This window comes from Lacticaseibacillus manihotivorans DSM 13343 = JCM 12514, from assembly GCF_001435035.1.
Taxonomy (GTDB): domain Bacteria; phylum Bacillota; class Bacilli; order Lactobacillales; family Lactobacillaceae; genus Lacticaseibacillus; species Lacticaseibacillus manihotivorans.
This window is the reverse complement of sequence record NZ_AZEU01000023.1, coordinates 25,862-51,953: the sequence shown is the minus strand read 5'-3', so window position 1 is coordinate 51,953 and position 26,092 is coordinate 25,862. Positions and strand designations below refer to the sequence as shown.

General features: G+C 48.6%; 19 protein-coding genes. 17 read left to right on the top strand and 2 right to left on the bottom strand.

The features are described 5' to 3' along the window. Positions 1-51: 51 nt before the first annotated feature. A complete protein-coding gene (locus FD01_RS01730; protein ID WP_056962394.1) occupies positions 52-1,353 on the top strand; it encodes a C1 family peptidase in 1,302 nt (433 codons plus the stop codon). A 66-nt stretch (positions 1,354-1,419) separates the two neighbouring features. Here FD01_RS01730 and FD01_RS01725 read toward each other — a convergent pair whose 3' ends face one another. Then, entirely contained in the window at positions 1,420-3,057 is a 1,638-nt protein-coding gene (locus tag FD01_RS01725; RefSeq protein ID WP_056962393.1) for a peptide ABC transporter substrate-binding protein, read from the bottom strand. A 409-nt stretch (positions 3,058-3,466) separates the two neighbouring features. Between FD01_RS01725 and pepT the strand changes: the two genes are divergently transcribed. From pepT to FD01_RS01705, 4 genes are all read left to right on the top strand, one after another. Continuing rightward, positions 3,467-4,696 carry a peptidase T gene (pepT, locus tag FD01_RS01720; RefSeq protein ID WP_056962392.1) on the top strand — a complete coding sequence of 410 codons (1,230 nt, stop codon included), beginning with the start codon at positions 3,467-3,469 and terminating at the stop codon, positions 4,694-4,696. 336 nt (positions 4,697-5,032) lie between these two features. Next, positions 5,033-7,009: a methionine--tRNA ligase gene (gene metG, locus FD01_RS01715; RefSeq protein ID WP_056962391.1), complete on the top strand. Its 1,977-nt coding sequence runs from the start codon at positions 5,033-5,035 to the stop codon at positions 7,007-7,009. A gap of 364 nt (positions 7,010-7,373) precedes the next feature. Further along, positions 7,374-11,837 carry a glutamate synthase large subunit gene (gene gltB, locus FD01_RS01710; RefSeq protein WP_056962390.1) on the top strand — a complete coding sequence of 1,488 codons (4,464 nt, stop codon included), beginning with the start codon at positions 7,374-7,376 and terminating at the stop codon, positions 11,835-11,837. 25 nt (positions 11,838-11,862) lie between these two features. Then, a complete protein-coding gene (locus tag FD01_RS01705; protein ID WP_054714335.1) occupies positions 11,863-13,317 on the top strand; it encodes a glutamate synthase subunit beta in 1,455 nt (484 codons plus the stop codon). Positions 13,318-13,749: 432 nt separating this feature from the next. Here the strand turns inward: FD01_RS01705 and FD01_RS01700 are convergent, their stop codons facing one another. After that, entirely contained in the window at positions 13,750-14,466 is a 717-nt protein-coding gene (locus tag FD01_RS01700) for a nitroreductase family protein (protein ID WP_056962389.1), read from the bottom strand. 121 nt (positions 14,467-14,587) lie between these two features. On the opposite strand from FD01_RS01700, the gene FD01_RS01695 reads away from it, so the two are divergent. The 12 genes from FD01_RS01695 (at position 14,588) to glmU (ending at position 26,062) form a co-directional block, all read left to right on the top strand. Beyond that, positions 14,588-15,115, top strand: coding sequence for a GNAT family N-acetyltransferase (locus FD01_RS01695; RefSeq protein WP_054714338.1), 528 nt, complete (start codon positions 14,588-14,590; stop codon positions 15,113-15,115). 62 nt (positions 15,116-15,177) lie between these two features. After that, complete coding sequence (locus tag FD01_RS01690) at positions 15,178-15,951, top strand: TatD family hydrolase (RefSeq protein ID WP_056962388.1); 774 nt, start codon at positions 15,178-15,180, stop codon at positions 15,949-15,951. Next, the gene (rnmV, locus tag FD01_RS01685) at positions 15,952-16,521 is read left to right on the top strand and encodes a ribonuclease M5 (protein WP_054714341.1); all 570 of its coding nucleotides are present in this window, start codon (positions 15,952-15,954) and stop codon (positions 16,519-16,521) included. Continuing rightward, positions 16,514-17,386: a 16S rRNA (adenine(1518)-N(6)/adenine(1519)-N(6))-dimethyltransferase RsmA gene (gene rsmA / locus FD01_RS01680; RefSeq protein ID WP_056962387.1), complete on the top strand. Its 873-nt coding sequence runs from the start codon at positions 16,514-16,516 to the stop codon at positions 17,384-17,386. Before rnmV ends, rsmA begins: the two co-directional genes overlap by 8 nt. Positions 17,387-17,521: 135 nt before the next feature. Beyond that, complete coding sequence (locus FD01_RS01675) at positions 17,522-17,773, top strand: Veg family protein (RefSeq protein WP_054714344.1); 252 nt, start codon at positions 17,522-17,524, stop codon at positions 17,771-17,773. A gap of 557 nt (positions 17,774-18,330) precedes the next feature. Then, positions 18,331-18,819, top strand: coding sequence for a GNAT family N-acetyltransferase (locus tag FD01_RS01670; RefSeq protein WP_054714349.1), 489 nt, complete (start codon positions 18,331-18,333; stop codon positions 18,817-18,819). Positions 18,820-18,879: 60 nt separating this feature from the next. Beyond that, complete coding sequence (gene ispE, locus FD01_RS01665; protein ID WP_056962386.1) at positions 18,880-19,728, top strand: 4-(cytidine 5'-diphospho)-2-C-methyl-D-erythritol kinase; 849 nt, start codon at positions 18,880-18,882, stop codon at positions 19,726-19,728. A 49-nt stretch (positions 19,729-19,777) separates the two neighbouring features. Then, the gene (locus FD01_RS01660) at positions 19,778-20,932 is read left to right on the top strand and encodes a DUF2075 domain-containing protein (RefSeq protein WP_056962385.1); all 1,155 of its coding nucleotides are present in this window, start codon (positions 19,778-19,780) and stop codon (positions 20,930-20,932) included. Between the two features lie 114 nt (positions 20,933-21,046). Further along, complete coding sequence (locus FD01_RS01655) at positions 21,047-21,925, top strand: cation diffusion facilitator family transporter (RefSeq protein ID WP_056962384.1); 879 nt, start codon at positions 21,047-21,049, stop codon at positions 21,923-21,925. Between the two features lie 553 nt (positions 21,926-22,478). Beyond that, positions 22,479-23,327 carry a pur operon repressor gene (gene purR / locus FD01_RS01650; RefSeq protein ID WP_056962383.1) on the top strand — a complete coding sequence of 283 codons (849 nt, stop codon included), beginning with the start codon at positions 22,479-22,481 and terminating at the stop codon, positions 23,325-23,327. Beyond that, entirely contained in the window at positions 23,324-24,469 is a 1,146-nt protein-coding gene (locus FD01_RS01645; RefSeq protein ID WP_056962382.1) for a VanZ family protein, read from the top strand. Before purR ends, FD01_RS01645 begins: the two co-directional genes overlap by 4 nt. A 204-nt stretch (positions 24,470-24,673) precedes the next feature. Next, positions 24,674-26,062: a bifunctional UDP-N-acetylglucosamine diphosphorylase/glucosamine-1-phosphate N-acetyltransferase GlmU gene (gene glmU, locus FD01_RS01640; protein WP_056962381.1), complete on the top strand. Its 1,389-nt coding sequence runs from the start codon at positions 24,674-24,676 to the stop codon at positions 26,060-26,062. Positions 26,063-26,092 lie beyond the last annotated feature (30 nt).

Here is a 26,092-nt window from a genome sequence, read left to right as displayed (position 1 = left end):
GCCTTTTCATTGCCTTTTGGGCAAGGGCGCAGCGCTTGCGTGATTATAACTATGACAAAATCGATTACTTTTAAACAAATCGCACAATATGAAGAAGATTTAGCCAATACGCCAGCTTCCAAGGCTCTGTCTAAAATCGTGCAAAACGTGGGCCCGAATGCGGCCAGTCACGGTCAATTGGAAGATAAAACCGTCAAGCCAGCATTTTCCATCGAACTGGATACTGATGCAGTGACCAATCAACTGCACTCTGGCCGCTGCTGGTTATTTGCCCAACTCAACACCATGCGCCACTTCGCTGCCAAGCAGGCGAACTTGCCTGATTTGGAATTCTCCCAAAGCTATCTCGCGTTTTTTGATCGGTTGGAAAAAAGCAATCATTTCTTGAATCAAATGATCGACACTGCGGATAAGCCGTTGACTGATCGCGAAGTCAGCTTCTTATTGGCCGCACCGAATGGGGATGGTGGGCAATATGACAATGCAGCCGCCTTGGTTGAAAAATATGGCTTAGTGCCAAAGTCAGCGATGCCTGAAACCTTTACCTCTAGCAACACGGCAGATTTCAATAAGTTGTTGAACAAGAAACTGCGCCAAACTGCCCACGCCTTGCGCAACGCCGAAGCTTCCAAGCGCGAAGCTTTGAAGCAAGCCGCATTATCTGACATTTACCGCATGTTGAGTTACGCCTATGGCAGCGTGCCGACGACGTTTGATTTTGAATATCGCGACAAAGATAAACAATATCATCGCGATGCAGACCTCACGCCACAAAGCTTCTATCAAAAATATGTCGGCTGGGCGCTGGATGATTACGTGACCATCGCCAGCACCACTGAGAAACCTTATTGGCAAAGTTACGCCTTACCCGCCCAAGACTATGTGGAAAACGGTCGCCCGATCCGCTTCGTCAATGTGCCACAACAAACCATGGAACAACTGGCAGTGGCCCAACTCAAAGCAGGCGAAGCCGTGTGGTTTGGCAATGATGTGTTAGCGGATATGGATCGTGATTCCGGTACGTTGCGCGGTGGGCTTTATGCCTTATCCGATTTGTTTGATATGGATCTGCACATGAGCCAAGCAGATCGTTTTGCGACTGGCGAAGCGGTGGTGTCACATGCGATGACCTTGACTGGCGTTGATTTGGTGGATGATCAGGCGCGCAGTTGGAAAGTCGAGAACTCATGGGGTAAAGACCGCGGGCATGACGGGTACTTCGTTGCCGATGGGGCGTGGTTTAAAGCGTACAGTTATGAATGTGTGATCCGGCGTGACTTATTGCCAGAAAACGTCTTAGCAGCAGAAGCCACCAAGCCAGTGGTATTGCCAGCTTGGGACAGCTTACGTTAAAATTTCAGGCCATCAAAAAGGCGTCACCGAGAATTTTCGGTGACGCTTTTCTTCTATATAAAGAACTTATTTGAGGTAAGCACCTTTGAAGTCATATGGCACGCCTGATGGGTTGAAGTTGATGCCTTTGACGTTAGACTTGACCAATTGCAAGGTGTTGGCTTGATACAACGGGATCGTGCCTTGATCGTTCATTAAGATCTTTTCAGCTTTTTGTAAAGCAGACCAGCGAGCGGCGACGTTATTCCCATCTTTGTTTTCGGATTCGTCGAGTAGTTTGTCAAATTCTGCGTTCTTCCAGCCAGAGTTGTTGTAAGAAGCGTTAGACAACCATACATCTAAGAAGTTGTATGGATCGGCGAATACGGATTGCCAAGCAGTAACGACCATGTCATAGTTGCCGGAGTTTTGCTTTTGCAAACGTTGGGCCTTAGGAATGGCAGTGATCGTGACTTTGACGCCGGAAAGTTTCTCTAAGGCGCCTTGGATATATTCGGCGACAGCTTTGGAGTTGTCGGTGTCATCAGCTAACAAGTTGACGTTTAAACTGGTGATGCCAGCAGCCTTAGCCCCTTTGGCATAAAGCTTTTTGGCTTTGGCTAAGTCGTAGCTGACGGCAGATTTGACTTGGGTGGTTTTGGCAAAGTCTTTGCCGGTGTCGGCGTTCGTGCCAAGGCCCACTGGAATGAAGCCAAGGGCGGCTTTAGAGCCATCTTTTAAGACGTTGTTGACCAACGCTTTGCGGTCGATGGTCAAGGAGAAGTCTTTGCGAATGTCAGCGTTTTTGAAGGCAGCGACTTTGTTTTGGTTCAAGTCGATGCGCGAAATGTTAGAGCTTAAGCGATCGACGCGGTCTTTGTTTTTGGTTTGTTGGGTGGCGATGGTCCCAGATAAGGCCACTTCAGACAACTTGTTGGTGTTGTACAAGTTCAAGCCGGTGCTTGGGTCTTTGATCACCCGTTCTTTAACGGCGGCCAACTTGACGTTTTGCTTATCCCAATACTGGTTGTTCTTCTTCAAGGTCCAAGTATCAGAAGAACCGTTCCAACCCGTCAGCTTGTAAGGACCGGAATAAACAGACTTTTCAGAAGTGGTGGCGTAGGCCTTGCCATATTTTTCCACGACTTTTTGATCCAAGGGGTAAAACAGTGGCCAGGCTAACAGTTGTTTGAAGTAGGCAGTTGGTTGCGCCAAGGTGATCGTAAAGTGATGCTTATCCGTTGCTTTGATGCCTAAAGCAGAAGTCGGTTTCTTGCCAGCGATGATGTCATTGGCGTTGGCCACTGGTGCAAAGTAGAACGCATCTTGAGATTTGGTTTTAGGATCGACCGTGCGCCGCCAAGAGTAAACGAAATCTTGGGCGGTGATGGGATCGCCATTGCTCCACTTGGCATCGCGTAAGGTGACGTTGTAAGTTTTGCCATCTTTAGACACGTCGACTTTCTTAGCCAAGGCGAGTTCCGTTTTCTTACCGGCATCGGCTAAGCGATACACGCCTTCTTGGGTGTTCATTAACGTTTGAAACGAAACGGTGTCAGTGGCTTGGGAAACATCTGAAGTGGTGATGGCTGACGTTTCAGACCAAGTGATAGTTTGTTGTTTTTTGCTTGAAGCGGTGTTGGCTTTGTTATTCCCGCAGCCGGCTGCGATCAAGGCTAAGGCAGTGAGTGAGACGACGCCTGTAATTGCATGTGCTTTTTTCATTGTCAGTTTCCTCCAAAATTTCCAAAAAAAATACCCGTCCCCAGCTGTTTCCAGCCAAGGGCGAGCACTCGCGTTACCACCTTGGGTTCATCATTGCCTCACAGCAATGATCTTTGCAGGTACGAGGCGAAGCCTGATACCCAAACTCGTTAACGGGAGTGCCCGTCATCGATTCGCGAACTCATCGATGAAGACTAAACAAAGACCATATTCGCAACGTTCACCAGTTCTCCTTGCACCAAACGGAGACTCTCTGAGCAGGTGTCGGCTGTTACTCATCTTTGCGATGTCAGCTATTGGTTATCAGATTAAAACCAACTCAGACAATTGTCAACATTTTTTCATCGATTTGACAAAAATAGCATCGGCGTCCACACTAAGCCACAAGCAAAATCCTCGGAGGTGCCTTATGTCAAAATCCATTGATGCCGCATTGTTGCAGCAAGATTTCATCACTTATTGTCAAATCAACACCCGCTCAGATGCGGCCAGCACCACATATCCTTCCACGCCTGGCCAAACCGTGCTCGCAAAAAAATTAGTCACCCAACTCACAGCATTAGGCTTAAGCGAGGTCGCCTTACATGATGACGGGTTTGTTTACGCCACCTTGCCAGCGAATGGTTCTGATGCCGATCCTATCGGGTTTATCGCGCATTTGGATACTGCAGACTATGCAGCCAAAAATGTGAAACCCCTGGTCCATCCTAACTATGATGGCAACCCGATCCAATTTGAAAATGGCTTAAAGCTTACAGTTGACGAGTTTCCCAAATTGAAACAATACTTCGGCGAAACGTTGATCACCAGTGATGGCACGACGTTACTTGGTGTCGATGATAAAGCTGGGATCGCTGCAGCAGTGGCTTCAGCACGTTATTTATTGGCTCATCCAGAAATCAAACATGGTGAGATCCGCTTCGGCTTTGGCCCAGATGAAGAAATCGGCCGCGGTGGCAAGCATTTAGACACCAAAGCCTTTGCCACCAAGTTCGCTTATACCTTGGACAATGGCGCGTTAGGCCAAATGGAATTTGAAACCTTCAACGGCGCTGAAGCCAAAATTGAAATCACTGGGACTTCGGTACATCCTGGCGAAGCCAAGAACTTGATGGTCAATGCGTTATCTTTGGCAGAGAAACTCGACGCTAGTTTGCCACAATTTGAACGGCCCGAATTCACCCAAGATCATGAAGGCTTTTTCGCCCTGTTGCACTTAACGGGAACTGTGGACCACGCCAGCATGTATTACATTATTCGCGATCATGACCACAACTTGTTTGAAGGGCGCAAAGCCACGCTTCAAAAAGCCATCGCTGAAATCAATGCCACGCTTGATCGGCCGCGCATTCAATTAACGCTCAACGATCAGTATTACAATATTTATGACGTCTTGAAGAAGGATTCGACGCCGTATGATTTAGCGACTAAAGCCATCAAAGCAGTCGGCTTGACCCCAGAAGCCGTGCCATTTCGTGGCGGCACTGATGGCACGTTCATCACTTATAATGGCATTCCAACGCCAAATTTGTTCAACGGCGGCATCAACTTCCATGGTCCGTATGAATGTGTGTCCACTGAAGCGATGGTCAAAGTCGCTGAAACCATTGTGAAAGTCATCGAGTTGGCGGTGGAGTAGCTTGCGAATTGATGATTGAGACGAGATATCGTGATGCTATAACCACACGTTGGCAAGGGTGCGAGGAAAGCAAATGTGATTCGGTGGGGACGGAGGCAGTCCTCGTCCTACAAAATTAGCGCGCGGAGGTAAAAAGCGTGGCGGCGGACTGGACGCCGACGAGCGACATTGCGTTCCACGTCCATTCCGCCAGAACGCTTTTTACCGGAGCGGACTAATTTTATGCTTATACTAATCAACGGAGTCCCAATTCCAAATCACTTTTTCACCTAGCGCTAACCTATGCTATACTTAATGGCATCTAGACACTTGTTTGCTGCAGGAGGCACAATATTCATGGCAAAACCAACGTTCTACGTGACCACCCCGATTTATTACCCAAGTGGTAAGTTACATATCGGTAATGCATATTCCACCATCGCCGCTGACGTGATCGCACGTTACAAGCGCTTGATGGGCTACGACGTTTTCTTTTTGACTGGGACTGACGAGCACGGTTTAAAAATCGAGCAAAAAGCCGACGCCTTAGGGATCACACCGCAAGCATACGTGGACGGGATGGTTGCCCAAATCAAATCCCTGTGGAAAATGCTTGAAATCACCAACGACAAGTTCATCCGCACCACCGATGAAGAACACGTTAAAGCCGTGCAAGCGATCGTTGAACGCTTGATCAAACAAGGCGACGTGTATCTTGGTGAATACACTGGTTGGTATTCTGTTGAAGATGAAGAATACTTTACTGAACCTCAACTGGCCGAAGTCTACCGCGACAAAGACGGTAAGGTCATCGGTGGGAAAGCCCCATCAGGCCATGAAGTCCAATTGGTCAAAGAAGAATCTTATTTCTTCAAAATGAGCAAGTATTCAGATCGTTTGTTGAAGTACTATGATGAACATCCTGACTTCATCCAACCTGAATCGCGCAAAAAAGAAATGATCAACAACTTCATCAAGCCTGGCTTGGAAGACTTGGCGATGTCTCGCACCAGCTTTAACTGGGGCGTGCCAGTGCCAGAAAACCCTAAGCACGTGGTTTACGTGTGGGTCGATGCCTTGTTGAACTACATCACTGCCTTAGGTTATGGCTCTGAAAACCATGACTTGTTTGACAAGTACTGGCCAGCCAACATTCAACTGATCGGTAAAGAAATCGTGCGTTTCCACACGATTTACTGGCCAATCATGTTGATGGCATTGGGCTTGCCAATTCCAAAGAAGATCTACGGTCATGGCTGGTTAGTCATGAAAGATGGCAAAATGTCCAAGTCTAAGGGCAATGCCATTTATCCGGAAATGTTGGTCGAACGCTATGGCCTTGATGCTTTGCGTTACTATTTGATGCGTGCCATTCCATTTGGTAACGACGGCATTTTCACCCCTGAAGACTTCATCGACCGCATCAACTTTGATTTGGCCAATGACTTGGGGAACTTGTTGAACCGGACCATCGCCATGATCAACAAGTATTGCGGTGGCGTATTGCCAGAATTACAACACGATGCCACACCATTTGACGCCGATCTTGAAGCCACTGCTGCTGACGTCATCGGCCAATACAATGGCTTGATGGACAACTTACAGTTCAACGACGCTATGGATGCCACTTGGAAGCTGATCGCCCGCGCCAACAAGTACATCGATGAAACGGAACCTTGGAACCTGGCCAAAGATCCTGAAAAGCAAAGCACCTTGGATTCTGTCATGGCCCACTTGGCTGAAAGCTTACGCTTGATCGCCTTGTTGATCCAACCAGTGATGACCCATGCCCCTAAGCAGATCTTCGGCCAACTCGGTTTTGACGATCAAGACGAAGCGCAAGAAACCCTTGAATGGGGGCACTTACCATCTGGTGCGCAAGTCGTCGCCAAAGGCACACCGATCTTCCCACGCTTAGATGCTGAAGCGGAAGTTAACTGGATCAAAGCCCAAATGACCCCACCAAAGACGAAAGCCACGGTTAAAGATGAAGACCGTAAAGATGAAATCGACTTTGACACCTTCGATAAGTCAGAGATCCGCGTGGCTGAAATCTTAGACGTTGAAAAAGTTAAAGGTGCTGACAAGTTACTCAAGTTCACCTTGGATGCTGGCGATGAAGGCACGCGTCAAATCATCAGCGGCATCGCCAAGTATTACCCACACTTTGAAGAACTCAAAGGCAAAAAGGTGATGGCAGTGGTCAACTTGAAGCCACGCAAGTTACGTGGTGAAATGTCTGAAGGCATGCTGTTATCGTCTGAAGATTCTAAAGGTAAGATCGCCTTGGCCATTTTGCCAGACAACACCGAAAATGGCGCCTTGATCGGCTAATTGAAAAAACACGTTTGCGAATTTTCGTAAACGTGTTTTTTATTGCCTAAATTCAAAATTTTTGAGCCATGTCAGATAATCGCTCATCGAGGCGCTGACACACCAAAATTCGTGAGAAAACCTGCCACGATTTTTGTGTTGTGAAAATACGCGTTAGAAAACATCACATAAGCGGTCGTTGTGACAGCATTTCTCACCTATATCACATAATTTTACGAAAGGAATACTGAAAAAATATCGTAATTGTTGGTGATTTCAGCTTAATGTGCCGAATTTTCACTTATGAAAACTTGCATTATAAGAATTCGATGAGTAAACTTAACCGTAAACTCACTGTTTGAAATTTAGTTAGAGGTGAACGGGAATGCGGCACAATCAAGAAACAATGTACGACCCAACGTTTGAACATGCCGCTTGTGGCATGGGCTTTATCACCCAGATCCACGGGCTGGCGACGCATGCGTTAGTGGAACGGGCATTGGTGATGTTAGCACGGATGAATCACCGTGGCGGTACCGGTTCAGAACCTGATACTGGTGACGGCGCTGGGATCTTAATGGCAATGCCAGACAGTTTTTTCCGCAACTATGCGGCGGAACAAGACTTTGATTTACCTAAGTTTGGCAATTACGCAGTCGGGAATTTCTTTTTACCTCAAGATGATGAAGGCAAAAATGCCACGCAACAAGCCGTCACGGAACAAGTCCAACAACATGGCTTCCGAGTTTTAGCCTGGCGTGCTGTTCCTTATGTTTATGAAGCTTGCGGTCCTACTGCCCAACAAGTGATGCCAAGCTTTATGCAATTGATCGTCGCGCGGCCTGATGCAGTGGCGGCAGGGCGTGAATTTGAAGATGCCTTGTTTAAACTCCGTCGCCAACTGGAAGGCTTATTCAACGCTGACGATTTCACCATTGTCAGCTTGTCTTCGCAAACGATTTGCTACAAAGGCATGTTGCATGCTTATCAAGTCGGCCAATTCTACCCAGATCTGCATGATGAAACCATGCAGTCTTCGATTTGCTTGATCCATTCACGTTTCTCCACCAACACCTTCCCAAGCTGGGATCGCGCGCAACCTTTCCGCTATTTAGCCCATAATGGTGAAATCAACACGTTAAAAGGTGCTGAAAACTGGATGGCGTCTAATAATATTCCAGTTTATAACGAAGACGACTCTGACTCTGCCAAGCTGGAAAACTGCATGGAATATCTCTACCATCATGGTCGCGATATTCCGCAAGCCTTACTGATGATGATGCCAGAAGCTTGGGGCGAAGGCACGGGCATTTCCAAACAACAACGCGCCTTTGATGAATACAATGCCAGCTTTATGGCGCCTTGGGATGGACCAGCCGCGATTTGCTTTACGGATGGTGTCCAAGTCGGTGCAGCGCTTGATCGCAACGGCTTGCGCCCAAGTCGCTATTTGGTGACCAAAGATGACATTATGGTGGTCGCTTCTGAATCTGGGGTTTATGATGTGGCGCCAGAAGACCTAGTCGACAAAGGGATCTTAGGCCCAGCCGAAATGGTTTTAGTCGATACTCATGAAGGTAAAATTTATCACACCCAAGCTATCAAAGACAAGTATTCCGCTGCGCATCCTTACCAACAATGGTTGGATGACAACGAATTGACCTTGGATCAAGTTCCTGCCGCAGACATTCAAAGCGACTTAACGGAAGATTCTTTGGAAACCTTGTGGCGTCGGCATGGTTACACCGTGGATATCATTCAAGATGCGATCATCCCAATGGCTAAAAAAGGGGAAGAGCCGATCATTTCCATGGGCTTTGATACGCCTTTAGCCGTTTTGTCCAAAAAGCCGCAAAGCTTGTTCACTTATTTCAAACAACAATTCGCCCAAGTCACTAACCCACCGATCGACGCGATCCGCGAACAGTTGGTGATCGGCACCGAAGTCTTCATCGGCCCAGACGCTAACGTTGCCGCAGATGATCCAAAGAATGCACGCAAAGTGAAACTCAGCTCGCCAATGTTGACAACGCCTGAATTTGAAAAACTGCGCCATTTGGATACAGATGGTTTCCACACGCAAGAATTATCGATTTGCTATGCGAAGTCTGATCGCCAACACCGCTTGCAACAAGCCTTAGACGACTTGTTCCGCGCGGCAGAAACTGCGGTGGATGCAGGCAAGAACTTATTGATTTTAACCGATCGTGACGCCGGTAAAGAACAACTTGTGATGCCGATTTTACTGGCAGTTTCCGGGTTGAACAACTACTTGGTCCGCAAAGGGAAGCGCGGCCGGGCCTCGATTTTAGTCGACACTGGTGAAGCGTGTGAAGTGCACCATTATGCTGCGTTGATGGGTTATGGTGCCAGTGCGATTCATCCTTATGGTGTTTATGCGACGTTGAAAGCTTACGGCATGTCTGATGCCTTAGAAACTTATCGTCATGCCGCAGAAAAAGGCATCATCAAAATCATGTCTCGCATGGGGATCTCCACGATCACCGGTTATCAAGGCGCCCAACTGTTTGAAGCAGTCGGCTTGGCCACTGATGTGGTGGACGAATACTTCACCGGCACGCAAAGTCGGATCGGCGGCATCGGTTTGGATCAAATCGAAGCCGAATACATGGCGCGCTATGACCGTGCCTTTGGGCCAACGGCTAATCGCGATTTACCATCTGGTGGCTCCTTCAAGTATCGCGCAGAAGGCGAACACCATTTGTACAATCCGCGCACGATTTACAAGTTCCAACGGGCAGTGCGTTTAGGCGATTACAAGTTGTACCAAGACTACGCCAAAGAAATGCACGAAGAAGAATTGTCTGATCCGACCACTTTGCGTTCGCAGTGGCATATCCACTCTGATCGTCCAAGTGTGCCGTTATCAGAAGTTGAACCTGTATCGTCGATCGTCAAGCGCTTCAAGTCTGGCGCCATGAGTTATGGCTCCATTTCAGAAGAAGCGCACACCACGATTGCTGAAGCGATGAACCGTTTAGGCGGGAAGTCCAACTGTGGTGAAGGCGGCGAACCACGTTGGCGCTTTAAGACGCGCGGTCAGAAAAAAGACGTCAACTCCAAGATCAAACAAGTCGCCTCTGCTCGTTTTGGGGTGAACACCGAATACTTGATGTCTGCTGAAGAAATTCAAATCAAAGTGGCACAAGGGGCCAAGCCTGGTGAAGGCGGGCAACTGCCTGGGACTAAAAACTTCCCATGGGTCGCTGAAGTCCGCGGTTCCGTGCCTGGTGTGCGGTTGATCTCCCCGCCACCGCATCATGATATTTACTCCATCGAAGATTTAAAGCAATTGATCTTTGATTTGAAGCAAGTCAATCCAGATGCTGCTGTGACAGTGAAATTGGTTTCCTCAACTGGTGTTGGGACCATCGCCACTGGGGTCGTTAAAGCTGGTGCTGACAAAGTCGTGATCTCAGGTTATGACGGCGGGACTGGCGCCGCACCACGCAACTCAGTACGTGATGCCGGTTTGCCTTGGGAAATGGGCTTGTCTGAAGCCCATCAAACCTTGGCGATGAACCGCCTGCGTCAACGGGCCATTTTGGAAACAGATGGGAAATTGATGGATGGCCGCGATGTGGCGGTTGCCATTATGCTCGGCGCGGAAGAATTCTCTTTTGCCTCGCTGGTCTTAGTATCCGTCGGCTGTATCATGATGCGGGTTTGCTCGTTGAACACTTGCCCAACTGGGATCGCCACGCAAAACCCAGCCTTGCGCAAGTTCTTCATCGGCACGCCTGAAAATGTCATCAACTGCATGCAATTTATCGCCGAAGACTTACGCGAACAAATGGCCCAACTTGGCTATCGCACCGTCGATGAAATGGTCGGCCACGTCGAACACTTAGTTCCACGCTTTACCGCCACTGGTAAGGCCAAGACCTTGGACTTTTCACGCATGTTAGGCAAGACTTACGGCATCGAACGCAAAGTTGCCGATCCGTTCAAGCCTGCAGACGAACGGCCTGAACTCAACGCGTTTGCCGAACAAGCGGTGAAATCTGATGAACAAACTGTCATCAAAAAAACCATCAACAACATCGATCGCTCTGCAGGAGCCCGGATTTCTGGCTGGTTAGCCAAGCGCTTCTCAGATGATCATTTACCAGATGATCGTTTGACCTATGAATACACTGGGGTCGCTGGTCAAAGCTTTGGCGCCTTTGCAGCTGAAGGGTTGACCTTGCGCTTGATTGGTGAAGCCAACGACTATGTTGGCAAGAGCTTGTCTGGTGGCCGTTTGATCGTCCAAGCGCCAAAACAAGCCGCTGAACTTTATGCCAATGCGCCAATTGTCGGCAACGTTGCCTGCTTTGGTGCCACTAGTGGCGAAGCCTTCTTCAACGGGCGGGCTGGTGAACGGTTTGCCGTGCGTAACTCTGGGGCCAATGTGGTCGTTGAAGGTATCGGCGATCATGGTTGTGAATACATGACTGGTGGGACTGCAGTGATCTTAGGTTCAACCGGTCGCAACTTTGGTGCTGGGATGTCTGGTGGGGTCGCTTATGTGTACGACCCAGATCACAAACTCAAAGCCAATGCCAACCTGGACATGATCGAATTCTTCAAAGTCGGTGAAACGGCTGGCGACGAAATTTTGCATGACTTGATCGTCAAGCATGCGCGCTACACCAACTCTGCCAAAGCCTTAGAGATTTTGGCTAGTTGGGATCAAGCACAAAAAGATTTCGTGAAGGTTTATCCTAAAGAATTCCATCGTATGAATGATTTAATGGCAGACTTAAAGAAACAAGGCGTTGCCGCCAAGGATCTTGAACAAGCCGCCTTTGATCAAGTGATGGGCCCACAACCCACTGTCAAGTAACCGAAGCGCGTAGGAGGAAAACAACATGTCAGATCCTTTTGGCTTTATGAAATATACGCGCAAGGATAACCCTTGGCGCGATCCCAAGACTCGCATCTTGGATTTTGATGAAATGGAACTGCCGCTGTCTGAAGCAGACCGGCGGCAACAAGCTTTGCGCTGCATGAACTGTGGTGTGCCGCATTGCCATGTCGGTTATGCTTACGCAGGTGGTAAAGCAGTATCAGGTTGTCCAAACGACAACTTGATCCCAGAATGGCAAGATTTTGTCGGGCGCAATGAAGACAAACGAGCCTTTCAACGCTTGACGTTGACCAACCCGTTGCCTGATTTCACCGGACACGTGTGTCCTGCGCCTTGTGAAGTGTCTTGTAACGAAGCCCTGCACAACAAAGGCATCACGATTCGCAACAACGAACGCTTCATTATCGATCAAGCCTTCAAATATGGTTGGGTCGAAGAAGCGGGCCGTCCAGTGTCCCACAATGGCATCAAAGTCGCCATTGTCGGCTCAGGCCCGGCTGGATTGACCGCGGCTTGGCGGTTGAACCAACTAGGCTATGATGTCACGGTGTATGAAGCCGCTGATCGTCCTGGTGGGTTAGTGATGTACGGCATTCCGAACATGAAGTTGCCTAAAGAAGATGTCGCTCGTCGGATCGCTGTGATGGAAAAAGTTGGCGTTAAGTTCATTTGCAACACACGTGTCGGCGTCGACATTTCCGGTGACGAACTGCAAAAGCAATACGCTCGTGTGTTGTTGGCCATCGGGGCGCGGATGCCGCGTGAACTCAATGCGCCAGGTCGTCAGCTCAAAGGCGTCAAGCAAGCCTTGGACTTCTTATCTGATGCGACCCATGCCGTGTTAAAAGAAGGCACCAAAGCCAACACGAAACTTGCTGGCAAGAAAATTGTCGTCGTCGGCGGCGGGGATACTGGCAATGACTGCATCGCAACGGCTTTGCGCTTAGGCGCGCGCGACATTTTACAATTGGAAATCGTACCAGCGGCTCCCAAACAGCGTCCTGATAACAATCCTTGGCCTGAATGGCCGCGGACCCAACGCACCGGTTACGGTCAAAGCGAATATGCAGAACTCTCTGACAAGCCATTGACTCGTTTTGCGCATACCATCACTGCCTTTCATGGCGATAACGGTCAGCTGCAAAGCATTACCATCAATGAAGCTGATCACTTCCAACCCGTTGCTGGGACTGAAGTGACTGAAGACGCTGATCTGGTGCTGTTGGCCATGGGCTTTACCGGCGCAGATTCCACTGTGTTTGATAACTGCGGTGTGCACAAAGTTTATGACGATTACAAAACTGACAACGAACAAGTTTACGTTGCCGGGGATGCTAAGCGTGGCCCATCGTTGGTGATTTGGGGCATTCGTGAAGGGCGCATGGCGGCTGAAGCAATCCACAAGTCTTTGCAATCGGCTAGCGAATTAGTGCCAGCAGGGGCTAAGCGCGCGTAATTGAAAACTCTCTGTCGAAAATTTTCGGCAGAGAGTTTTTATTTATTGCGTGACGAAATCGGTTGTGATGCTTGATGTCAATTCGCAATCATGTCGCGCAACTGATCAGTTGCGCGAACTGTCGGGTCATGGTATGATGTGATTGTCAGAAAATCTTTTAACAAAACAACACAAATCCCCACTTCCTTGTCCGAAGTGGGGATTTTTTTCACCTTATTTCAGGCGTGTGGGTCTGGTCGGCAACTGGCTAATCATCGTCTAGAGCGTCCAGCCAACGCTCAATCAAATGAATGATGAGGGCCTACGATAATCGTCAAGAAATCCTTAAACAAAACAACACCCCCTTTGGAGGCAGCTGCCTAGAGATGATTGTCGCATGATGCTTGACAAGACACAAATTAAGATTAAAAGATGAAAGTTTTTATTGGGAAGTTATTTCAGGCACAGTCCTTGTTGATGGAGCGCCTCGAGTAATTCACTGCGCTTTTGTGGTGTATGGGCGGCACCGTTAGCTAACAAGTGAGAGAAGGTTTCCTCGCGTTGATTGGTGTCGCGGGTCGCATAGTAATGTTGGATTACCTGATCGTAATTTGTTAGTTGTGTCTGCCAGTCGTCAGGTAAGTGATAAGTATTGTCGAAGCTCATTAAGCTTTGTGGCATACGCGGTTTGAAGTTTGGTTTTTGATCAGGATAGCCGACGATCACGCCACAAATCGGGAAGGTGAGGTTCGGCAGGTGAAGCAGTGAGATCAATTGTTTCGGGTCATTGAGGACACTGCCTAAAATCACTGTGCCGAGGCCTTGATTTTCAGCGGCATCGACGAGGTTTTCTGCAGCCAACAACGTATCCGATGCGGCTTGGATAAATTTATCCGTTGAGCCGAGTTGGTTCGGGTGGTCAGCACATAGATCTGCGCGGTGTTGATCCGCCACAAAAATCAATAATTCTCCGTTGCCATCGACATAAGTTTGATGGCTGATGGCGGCGATTTGTGAGCGCAGTGCAGGATCGGTGATATGAATGATGCTAAAAGACTGCAAGAAATGTGAGGTTGCAGTATGTTGCGCCACGGTGATCAAGCGCGTTAAGCACTGGGGGTCAACTGGTTGCGGGGAAAATTTGCGAATTGTTCGATGATCTAAAAACATGTAATCGCCTCCAATCTGATTATAGTCGAAGTTTTAGCCAATGTAAGGAAAAGAATTGGCGGTCTTGCAATGCAGTCGTCAGCAAGGTAAGCTCAAGGCAAATTCAAGGAGGCCCAATGCCATGTCGATCACGATCACTCGCGTCACCAAAGCCAATGCCGAAGACTTACGATTACCTAACCAGCCGTTTGAGCGTTTCGGCCATATGCAGGTGACCCGAGATGAAACCGGCTGGCATCATCACGAAACTAAAGATGACGTCATCAGTGCCCAGACTTTTCCCGAAGAGCATTACCAGTTGGTAGACATCGACCGCTTAGGCTTTGCGCTGTCTGCGTATCGCGACGGCCAATGTGTCGGCTTGGCGACTTTTGAATATCAATTCAACAAGTTGGTGTATCTGGCAGACCTTAAAGTTAATGCAGACGCTAGACACCAAGGCATTGCTAGCGCGTTGCTAGATGCGGCCAAGCTCATCGCGCAACAACACGGCTGTGCTGGCATGTGCACGATCGCGCAAGGCAGCAACTTGGCAGCGAATCGTTTTTACTTGCATTATGGGTTTCAAATCGGGGGTTTGGAAACTTTTCGGTATCAATTCACGCAAGCGGCAGGCGAATGCGATATCCATTATTGGTTGAGCTTTTAGAAGTCGTCAATAAGTGTGTATAATAGTAGAGATTATGCCCTTGACGACAAAAGGAGTTCACAATGCAGATTTTTGATTCTCATACTCACTTAAATGACACGCCGTACGCAGGCCATGAAGCGGAATTTGTGCAACAAGCTGCCGATCTCGATGTGAAAAAAATGGCCATCGTCGGTTCAGATACCAACTTAAATGCTGGTGCGATGCGCTTAGCGGCAGAGTTTCCCAATCTTTATGCGATCGTCGGCTGGCATCCAGAATCTTCTAAAGATTACACACCTGCAGCCGAAAAGCTGTTGATCGAACAACTCGCCGATCCTAAAACCGTGGCGTTAGGTGAAATCGGATTGGATTATCACTGGGACACCAGCCCACGTGAGATTCAACGCCGAGTCTTTAAGCGCCAACTTGAAATCGCACGGGATTTACATATTCCGGTATCAATCCATTCGCGCGATGCCTTTGAAGATAGCTATGATATCCTCAAAGCTGCACACTTAGAAGACTTCGGTGGGATTATGCACAGCTTCACTGGCGACGCTGAGTGGGCTAAGAAGTTCTTAGATCTGGGAATGTATGTGTCTTATTCTGGTATCGTGTCCTTCAAGAATGCGCCAGAAGAACATGAATCCGTTCAAGTGATCCCAGAAAACCGCTTGTTAGTGGAAACCGATGCCCCATACTTGACGCCAACGCCACATCGCGGGGAACAAAATCAACCAGGCTTCACGCATTTTGTCGTTGATGCTGTGGCGAAGTATCGTGAAGACACGCCAGAACACATCGCGGCGGTCACATGGCAAAACGCCCATCGCATTTTTAATATTGGAGAGTAAATGAGTAAGTTTAAACAAATTATAGTCGTGGAAGGCCGCGACGACACCAAGCGCCTGCATGAAGCCTTCGGGGATGTGGACACTATCGAAACCCGCGGCTCTGCGATTTCTGAGAAAACCTTAGCCCTCATCAAAAAGGCCCAAGCAACCCGCGGCGTCATCGTGTTGACCGATCCCGATTTTCCCGGCGAAAAGATCCGCAAGACAATTTCTGCGGCAGTGCCTGGCGTGACGCATGCCTTTTTACCGCGCGAAGATGCCAAACCAGATCATGCGCATCAATCGCTTGGCGTTGAACATGCCACGCCTGCCGCATTGCGCGAAGCATTAGGCCATTTGACCACAGAAGTCCCAGACGCCCCAGAACAAATTTCACAGGAAGATTTGTATACCGCGGAACTCATTGGCTCGCCACGTGCGGCTAAGCGGCGCGCAGCCTTAGGCGATATCTTGCACATCAGCTATACCAACGGCAAACAATTACAAAAACGCCTGCGTCAATTTGAAATCACGCCCCAACAATTTGCCGACGCCTTGACCCAACTGAATCAGGAGGAAGACCATGCCTGAACATATCGCCAATCCTAGTCGTACTGCGGCAGTTTTAAAGCGCCACGGCTTTACCTTTAAGAAGTCTCTCGGCCAAAATTTTTTGACCAACCCCACGATTTTGCAAAACATTGTCGACGCTGCCAGCCTCACCCAAGCTGATGACGTGATCGAAGTTGGCCCTGGTATCGGGGCATTGACGCAATTCATCGCTGAAAATGCCAATCACGTGTTGGCGTTAGAAGTCGATGGGCGTTTATTGCCAGTGCTAGCGGAAACTCTTGACGGCTATCTCAATGTCGAAGTCGTGTTAGAAGACGTGCTCAAAGCCGATTTACCGAAGTTGGTGGCAGAACATTTTGACGGTAAACACAACTTGAAAGTGGTCGCCAACTTACCTTATTACATCACCACGCCGATTTTGACCCATTTGATGAATTCGCAACTGCCATTCACCAGCTTGACGGTCATGATGCAAAAAGAAGTCGCAGATCGCTTAACGGCAAAGCCGAATTCCAAAGATTACGGCAGCTTGACCATCGCCATTCAACAACAAATGGATGTGCAAGTCGCATTTGAAGTCAAACGCACCAACTTTGTCCCAGCGCCAAATGTGGACTCTGCCATCGTGACCTTGACTCGCCGTGCAGAACCATTGATCACCGTTAACAATCAAGCTAGTTTTGATAAATTGACCCGTGGCGCGTTTGCGGCTCGCCGAAAAACGTTATGGAACAACTTGGTGAACTTGTACGGCAAAGCCAATCGCGATGCATTGAAACAAGCACTTGAAACGGCTGACATCGACGCCAAAGTCCGGGCAGAAGATTTAAGTATTGCTGAATTTGGGCGCTTGAGCGATGCATTGGATGCGGCTGGTTTTTAAGCGCGACATAGAACCTAAAAATTTGGTGAAAACGTTGGTATGATGCGCATTTAATGGTTGTCAGATTCGAAATGTAATGGTATAATTGCAAACTTATTGACTTTGTGGTATGATGTTAACCAAGAGGTGAAATGCATGCCAATGACATTAGCTAGCATCAAGCAACAACTCGACGGCAAGATCGGCGAGAATCTCACAGTCGTCGCCCAAGCGGGCCGCAAAAAGGTCACCCGGCGCAAAGGGACGTTGAAAGAAACCTACCCAGCGATTTTCGTGGTGGATCTCGATCAAGATACCAATTCCTTTGAACGCGTATCCTACAGTTACGCAGACCTCCTCACCAAATCGATCCAAATCACGTTTGATGACGAAGAAAAAGTTTCCTAAAATCAACCATGTTGCTCAGTTGCACATGGTTTTTTTGTTGCCCAGAGTTTTGAAAAGCGTACTTAGCGGACCGGGTAGCCTAGCATACGGCTTTGGCGCGTTCTTTGCGCCGAAGTCGTATGCGTAGCTAGACGTGTCCGCGTTGCTTTTCAAGACTCGACGAGAAGGATACGCTTCGGCACTTGGAAATCGGGACTCCAGCAGATCGTCGCGGCGAAGTGAGGGTCCTCGCAAAAGCTAACTTGAATCACTCGCCTTGCGAGTGATCCAAGTGGATCTTTTACTGCGGTTTTCTGTAGGCGGTAAACCGCCAACAGAAATCTCACCACGCCGCACCGATCTACTTCCGTCCCGATTTCCAAGTGCTTCCGCGTGATGTCACGCATTGATAAAATGGTATTTGCGCTGAGCAAAGGCTTGACCGAATATATTTAATATACTTGATATAGTCAATATATTTGACGATGCCGTTGAACCAGCCACCACCGCTTTTAATTCATGTGTAATTGTGCCATGATGCAACTAGCAAATACCTCGATTTACGAAAGGAAAATTCCATGTTCACATTCGATCCAATCACCACGTCTGCCACTCGCCTCGAAGCGCTGAAAGTTTATCAAGCCAATCATGACTACTATGAAGTCATCGGCGACGACCAGCCGACGTTAGTCACGGTGCTCAATGATGCCAAGGAAGTACCGCTAGGCAAAACCAAAACCTCCAAGCATTTTCGCTTGATCAAACAAGATTCAAAAGTGATCGGTGTGTGTGATTGGATCACTGGCTATCCTGATGAACACGATGTTTATTTAGGCTTATTGATGATTGCCGATCAACATCAGGGTTTAGGCCACCAAGTGATGACACAACTCTTTGAGCAATGGCGGCAAGAGCGCTACATTACCGTCGAACTTGGCGTGGTGACGACTAACACCAAGGCGATGGCATTTTGGCCACAATTGGGTTTCAAAGAGATTCGCAAATCCCCATTCCAATTTCAAAATGGGCATGTCGCAGAAGTCATCGTGATGCAACGTTCACTATAAGTTTCGTGCTTTTGCCTGTGGTATACTAGAAAACAAAAGCTAACGAGACTGGTGGTCAAGATGGAACTCATCGAAAAAGCCCCGGCCAAGATCAACCTGAGTCTAGATGCGCTGTATCGCCATCACGACGGCGAACATGAGTGGCGGATGGTGATGACTTCCGTCGACCTCGCCGATTATGTGCACATTCAGCCATCTGAGGCGATCCGCGTGACGACGGACAGTGGGTTTCTGCCGGAGGATCCGCGCAACCTTGCCTACAAAGCGGCAACGTTATTGCAACAAGTATCTGGCGTCAAAAATGGGGCCAGCATTCACATCGAAAAACATATCCCGGTATCTGCCGGCTTAGGTGGCGGCTCTAGCGATGCTGCAGCAGTATTGCGCGGCCTCAACAAGCTGTGGCAGCTGGGTTATTCGCGTGCGCAATTGGCCCAATTAGGCTTAAAAGTCGATTCCGATGTGCCGTATTGTGTGTATTCACAAACCGCTAAAGTCACCGGCCGCGGGGAAATCGTCGAACCGCTTGGCGCCTTGCCGAATTTTTGGGTGGTATTGGCCAAGCCGCGCGCTTCAGTGTCCACGCCAAGCATTTTAAATGCAGTGGATTATTCCAAACCTTTACCGCGCCCGGATACGGATCAAGTGCTCGCAGGCATTCAAGCCCATGACTTTGCGCAAATGACCAGTGGCATGGCCAACTCGTTGGAACAATTGACGGCGAGTCGCTATCCGGAAATCACGGCCTTGCGCGAACGCTTTGTCCGCTACGGCGCGCAAATCGCCCAAATGTCAGGTTCTGGGCCGACGGTATTTGCTTTGTGTGAAAAACGCAGTCGTGCCATGCGCGTGTACAATTCAATGAAAGGCTTTTGCCCAGAAGTTTATCTGGTGCGGCCACTTGCATAACCGATTTAGCCGGCGAATCAGCCGGCTTTTTTAATTGAAGGAGTTTTTAATGCCATTAAGTGATACGACTTTTTTATTAAGCGAACAAGCGCAACTCACGCCGACGCAACAAGCCTTGACCAAGTGCATCGCGACGTTCATCAAAGCCCATCAAGCTGATGATCAGGCGGCAGTGTTTGTGTTGCATGGCGATGCTGGTTCTGGCAAAAGCGTGGTACTGAACGCCGTGTTCACTGCAGTGCGGGAACCTGGCATGCACTTGTTGGTCAATCACAATGAAATGCTGAAAGTCTATAAAGAAGTTGCCGGCATGACGCCAGGCGTTTTGAAGAAAGATTACGAAAAGCCTACGCCGTTCATCAACCGTATGCAAAAATCCGGCGAGAAAGCCAAAGCGGTGTTTGTCGACGAAGCGCATTTGTTGTTGAGCCAGTCTGATCCCTTCAACGCGTATCATGGTCACAATCAACTCGCCGACTTATTACAATTGGCCCATGTGGTGGTGATCGTGGAAGATTTCGATCAAGTGGTGAAACTCAAATCACATTGGGATCGCCAATTGTTAGATCAAACCTTGGCGGGGCATGTGGTCGAATCTGCCGAATTATCCCAACAATTTCGCATGCAAGCTGCCAGCGTGTCAAACTGGATCAATGCTTTTGTCCAAAAGCGCGAATTGTTACCTCTGCCTAAGCCGCATGACTTCAATTTTAAAGTCTTCGCTGATGGGCAACCTTTATACGATTGGATCCAAGCCCAAGATGCGCAAAAGAGCCTCGCTCGCATGATCGCCACCACAGATTTTCCTTTTCGCGTGTTCGGCGATAAAACTTGGTGGGTGGATGCCGGGAGTTTGCATCTGCCTTGGGATAAAATCAATTTCACCGACCGCCCTTGGGCTAGTCGACCAGAAACCTTGCATGAAGTCGGGTCGATTTATACGATTCAAGGCTTTGATTTGAATGTTGCTGGGGTGATTTTAGGACCGAGTTTGGATTATGATCCTGAATCTGATCGTATCGTGATCGATACCAGCAAGTTTGAAGATCAAGAAGCGTTTCGCAAGCGTGCCGGATTAGGGGAAGCGGAGAAACAAGCGCTGATTTTGCATGTGGCGAACATTTTAATGAAGCGCGGCCGCTTAGGTCTAGGCCTCTATGCGGTGAATAAAAATTTGCGTGAAAGATTATTAGCCTTGCAATAAGGGGATGACACCAACGCTTTGCGCCTTGTCCGGAATGGTTACGCTAACTTTCTAGCGTTGACTTCCATTGGGATTCTCGCGATGATGAGGGTACTAGTGAGGAGGAGGGTTAAAATGACGAATCCGAAACCAGACAAAGCGTTTTTCTGGGGTATCTTATTAAATGCGATTTACATCGTCGCAGAAGTTGGCTTTGGGGCTGCCATTGGCTCGATTGCCTTAGTCGCCGATGCCTTACATAATCTTTCTGATGTGTTGGGCCTGGCGATCGCATGGTTTGCCGCTTGGTTATCTTGCCGCAAACCGACGGCGATGCGCACATACGGTTATAAAAGTTCATCGATTCTAGCCGCGCTGATTAATGCGGTGTTTTTGTTGGTGGCTATGGGCGCGATCATTGTCGAAGCGGCAGGGCGTTTTGCCCATCCGGAACCGATTCAAGGTGGCATTGTGATGATCGTCGCCGGTGTGGGGATCTTAGTCAACGGCGCGACGGCTTTGTTGTTCCATCACGGCAAAGATCATGATCTCAACATCAAAGGCGCGTTCATGCATATGGCTGCCGACGCTGGCGTCAGCTTAGGCGTGGTGTTAGCTGGGGGCTTGTACTTATTGACCGGCTGGCAATGGCTTGATCCGACAGTGTCGATTTTAGTAGCATTAGTTGTGTTGATCAGCACTTGGGGCTTGTTAAAAGATGCCGTGAACTTGGCGATGGCCGCGGTTCCCAAAGCTGTCGATCCTCAAAAAGTGTCCGCATGCATCACCCAATTTCCAACCGTCGTTTCATGTCACGATTTGCACATTTGGGCGTTAAGTACGACGGATGTGGCGTTAACGGTACACGTCATGCGCGATACCAGTGAAAACAACGATTGGTTTCTCGAAAAACTTGGTCAAAAATTACGCGATCAATATGATATTGCGCATGTGACGATTCAAGTCGAGTATGGGGACTATCAGCCGCTCAGAATGAAAGACAATCCCTATTAATTTCAAGCAAGACTCAGGCAGAATTTTAATGGTCTGAGTCTTTTTATATGAACGGTGGTGATCTGAGTTTTTACTCATCGATATGTAGTTGATCACATGGGTTTTGAATTTGGACCGGAAGCTGGCCGTCGGTGCATAATGAGAATGCTGTTGGCGACTTGTCGCTTACAGCATTCCGCAGGTTGAGATCCACTTGGTTGAGGTGCGAAGCAACTCAACCAAGTTAGCTCAGCCGAGGACCCTCTTTATGCATCGGCGAGCCAGCTGGAGGCCCAGATTCAAACCCTGCTCCCGCACACTTCGCGTCATTTGTCCGATAATCCTTGACAAGTCCGATGATTTCCGGCAAAATATTAAACTGTTTGTGTTTTGATTAAATTAAAAATTGACGAACGTTCGGATGAAATTTTCTAAAAATTCTTGGAATTTCACGGATAATCGCCTATAATTAAGCAGATCGAAACGACATATATCGTGATAATCCAAATATTCGGAATCCGTCCAGGCAACACCAGCAAAATGATGCTGCCGAATCAATTAAGGAGATATACTTATGAAAGTTCGCCGCAGTGATCGGCTGATCGACATGACGCGCTATTTATTAGAGCGGCCACACACTTTGGTGCCATTGACCTTCTTTTCCAAACGCTACGAATCCGCCAAGTCTTCCATTTCTGAAGATTTGGCCATCGTTCGCCGCACGTTTGCCCAACGCCAAACTGGTATTTTGGAAACAGTCCCAGGGGCTGCAGGTGGCGTGCGTTACATTCCGATCATGGGCAAAGCCGAAGCCACGGACTTTATCGGCGCCATGGCCAACCGCCTAAGCGAAACTGATCGCTTATTGCCAGGTGGGTATGTTTACTTATCTGATTTGCTCGGCACGCCTGACGTGTTGCGCCAAATCGGTCGTTTGATCGCCACGCAATACTTAGATCAAAAAGTCGACGCTGTGATGACGGTGGCGACCAAAGGGATCCCGATCGCGCAATCTGTTTCCCAATTTTTGAATGTGCCATTTGTGATCGTGCGGCGTGATTCTAAGATCACTGAAGGCTCCACGGTTTCGGTGAACTATGTCTCCGCAAGCTCTGCCCGCATTGAAAAAATGGAATTATCCAAGCGGTCACTCGCTGCCGGTTCTGGCGTCTTGATCGTCGATGACTTCATGAAAGGCGGCGGTACCGTCAACGGGATGCGTTCTTTGATCGCTGAATTTGACGCCAAGCTCGTCGGCATCTCTGTGTTTGCAGAAGGCAACTTCTCAGGCGATCGCATGGTTTCTGACTATACGAGCTTGATCCGCGTGGATGAAGTCGACACCAAAGCCAACACCTTGCATGCGGTGGCAGGCAATTATATGGATAAAAACATGGCCAAGCTGGAGGAACTTTCTAAGTGAGCGTCTACCTTTATCCGGTAAAAATGGCAGTGTTGACCTTCCCGATTTTGGCGTTGGTGTTGGCACTGCCTTTTTTGATCGGGCAATATCGTAAATATGGCAGCTTTTTGAAATGGCGAGCAGTCGTCATTTACAGTTTTGTCTTTTATCTGTTAGCGGCGTACTTTTTGATCATTTTACCGCTACCGAGTCGCGAAAGTGTCGCGCAGTTGACCACGCAGCGCTACAACTTGATTCCGTTCACTGCGCTACGTGAATTCATCAACACGACGGTTTTCTCACCGCTGCATCCAAGCACATGGCTTACGGCGATGAAACAGCCTGGCTTTATTCAACCGGTGTTTAACATTGTGTTGACGATTCCGTTTGGCGTGTACTTGCGCTATTACTTCAAGCGGCCATGGTGGCAAGCCTGGTTGATGAGCTTAGGCTTGTCATTGTTCTTTGAACTCACGCAGTTGTCTGGGTTGTATGGGTACTATCCACGGCCATATCGCTTGTTTGATGTCGATGATTTGATTTTAAACTCGACTGGTGGCTTGATTGGGGCGTTGATCGCGCCAGTGTTGATGCATGCTTTCCCAACACGAGAAAAAATGGATCAACAAAGCCTGCAAGCCGGCACTCGCGTCAGCTTGATGCGGCGCTTTGTGGCCTTTTTCTTGGATAACGTGGTGGTGGTCGGCATCGCGGCGGCGGTGTTGGGCTTGATCTCAAATTTACTCGGCATGCAAAAGCTACTGCCTGGCGTTTTGTTGACTTGGGTGTTGCCGGTATTTTTTTCCCATGTGTTAGTGCCTTGGGTCAATCATGGTGCCACTTGGGGCAAACAGCTGGTGAAGATCCAAGTGGTGGATGACAATGAGCATCCGGCCAAGTTTGGGACTTTGTTGTGGCGTGCGGTTTTGTTATACGGTGTGGCGCTACAAAGTTTGCGCGGCTTTTTCCTGATGTTTGAAGAGATCTTCTCGAAGTTCCACCGGACGGATTTAAATTTTGCGCTGTTGTTGCTGTTTGGCGTGTTGCTAGCGTTCATTATCGTCAACTTCATTTGGGCGCTATTTCGCAAGCCGATTCGCTTCTTTTATGAAGTGTGGAGTCACACGCATCAAATCAGTACCGTTAAAAACGTATCCAAATAAACGCATCGGCAGAATGTTGTAAAGACATTCTGCTTTTTTATTTGGTGGTTGAAATTGGTCTGAGACATCAGCTTGATTTAGAAGTATGGTCACTAGCAGGTGAACGGTTTGACCATTTGGATTGGTATACCCCAATGCTTTTCTTGTCAGGAAGCCTGGCATTGGCTATGATGGAGCTATACACGAAATTTAAAGGAGTCCATCATGTCTGCTAAATTCACGATTATTCTGGCGGCCGGTAAAGGTACGCGGATGAAGTCTTCATTGTATAAGGTTTTACATCAAGTTTGTGGCAAGCCCATGGTCGATCACGTGTTGACCCAAGTGGAACAAACCCATCAAGATCAAGTGGTCACGGTTGTCGGCCATGGCGCCCAAGACGTTGAAAAAGCGCTTGGCGATCGCACCCAATTTGTTTTACAAGCCGAACAACTCGGCACCGGCCATGCGGTATTACAAGCTGAACCGTTACTTGGCGATAAAGCAGGCATTACCTTGATTGCGAGTGGTGATACCCCATTGTTTACCGCAGACACGTTTGAAAAACTGTTTGCTTATCACGAACAAGCCGGCGTTTTGGCGACGGTTTTGACTGCTAACGCCCCAGATCCCTTCGGCTACGGTCGTGTGATCCGCAACGCTGATGGCAACGTTGAAAAAATCGTGGAACAAAAAGACGCGACCCCTGAAGAAGCTGCCGTTCATGAAATCAACACTGGCGTTTACGTTTTCGATAACCAAACTTTGTTCAAGACTTTACATCAAGTCGGCAACGACAACGCGCAAGGCGAATACTACTTGCCAGATGTGATCGGCATCCTCAAAGCCCAAGGTGAAGCCATCGGTGCGTACACCATGGATGACTTCTCTGAATCCATGGGTGTTAATGATCGCGTGGCCTTGGCTGCGGCCACTAAAGTGATGCAACACCGCATCAACGTCGCCCACATGAAAAACGGCGTCACGATGGTCGATCCTGACACCACTTATATCGACGCTGATGTCACCATTGGCAACGACACGATCATCGAACCTGGCGTTTACTTGAAAGGCCACACCACCATCGGCTCTAACTGTGTAGTGGGTACCCATTCTGAATTGATCAACGCCACCATCGAAGACAATGTCACCATCACCAGCTCCACTATTGAAGATTCAATCATGCGCAAAGGCTCCAACATCGGCCCGAACTCCCACTTGCGCCCACAATCTGATATCGGCGAAGACGTCCATATCGGTAACTTCTGTGAAGTCAAGAAAGCCACGCTTGGTGCGCGCACCAAGCTCGGTCATTTGAGTTATGTTGGGGATGCGACCTTGGGCTCTGACATCAACATCGGCTGTGGCGTGGTCTTCGTCAACTACGACGGTGTGCAAAAGTTCCACTCCAATGTCGGCGACAAGTCGTTTATCGGCTCAAACTCCAACATTGTGGCACCTGTTGATTTAGCGGATCATTCCTTTGTTGCGGCTGGCTCAACCATCACCAAAGACGTGCCATTCCACGCGATGGGCATCGCCCGTAGTCGTCAAACGAACAAAGAAAATTTCTGGGATCGTTTGCCAATTGCCGATGACCCGAACTGGAACTAAAAACAAAATCACGCTCACTGAAAAAACTTT